Genomic DNA, 977 nt, shown 5'->3' with positions numbered 1-977 from the left:
GGGGTCGATGGTGATTGTAGAAGTGCAGCCAGTCGGCGTAGGTCGCGGCGCGTGCTGTGTCTGAGAGGTAGACCGTGGCGTAGGCCCATTCGGCTGCCAGGGTGCGGTTGAAGCGTTCGACCTTGCCGTTGGTCTGCGGCCGGTAAGGACGGGTGCGGCGGTGCTTCACGTCCTCACCGAGAGCGGCCGCGAAGGCGAGTGAGCGGTAGCAGGCACCGTTGTCGGTCATCACGGCTCGCACGCTGATCCCGGCGTCGGCGAAGAACGCTCTGGCGCGGACCCAGAACGCAGCGGCGGTCTCCTTGCGCTCATCGGGCAGCTGTTCGGAGTAGGCGAGCCTCGAGTGGTCGTCGACGGCGTGGTGGAGGTAGACGTAGCCCCGTGAAGGAGATGCACCGGCGCGGGCAGCTCGATCGGTCGCGACGCCCGATCGGCGGTGCTGCACGGACCCACGCCCGAAGACCCGCCACCCACCTCCGTCTGGGATCTTCCCGAGCTTCTTGATGTCGACGTGGACCAGGTCGCCAGGCGCAGCGGCTTCGTAGCGCACCGGCTTGGGCTTGCGGACCGCAAGGCCGGTGGCCTGGTCAAGGTGGGCCAGCAGCGGCATCCGGTACCTGGCCAGCACCCGACCGACCGTCGAGCGAGGCACGCCCAGGTGGAAGCCGATCCGGTGCGGCCCCCAGCGTCGGTTGTGACGCAGCGCCACAATCCGTCGCTCCAGCCGGCGGCTGCACCGTCGTGGCGTGCAGGCCGGGCGCGAGGAGCGGTCAGTCATCGGTTCACCACGGCGATAGCGGGTGGCCCACTTCGACACCGTCGCCGGTGAAACCTGAAACCGCTCGGCTGCTCGTTGCACCGTCCAGTGCTTCTCGACGACGGCTACCGCGAGGCGGCGACGACCCTCCGGGGTCAGCGGGGCATTAGCGTGAGTCACGAGGACCTCCAGTTGAAGGGTTGGTGTGGTAACCCCCTCC

At 68.5% G+C, this 977-nt stretch carries 1 protein-coding gene; it reads right to left on the bottom strand.

Going from position 1 to position 977, the window contains the following annotated elements:
* Positions 1–937: IS481 family transposase (locus ACFQW6_RS22925; RefSeq protein WP_378551029.1), on the bottom strand; the 937-nt coding region annotated here is incomplete at its 3' end.
* Positions 938–977: the final 40 nt, after the last annotated feature.

This window comes from Nocardioides sp. GCM10028917, from assembly GCF_042666175.1.
Lineage (GTDB): Bacteria > Actinomycetota > Actinomycetes > Propionibacteriales > Nocardioidaceae > Nocardioides.
The sequence above is the reverse complement of the archived record's forward strand: the minus strand, read 5'-3'. Positions and strand labels throughout refer to the sequence as shown.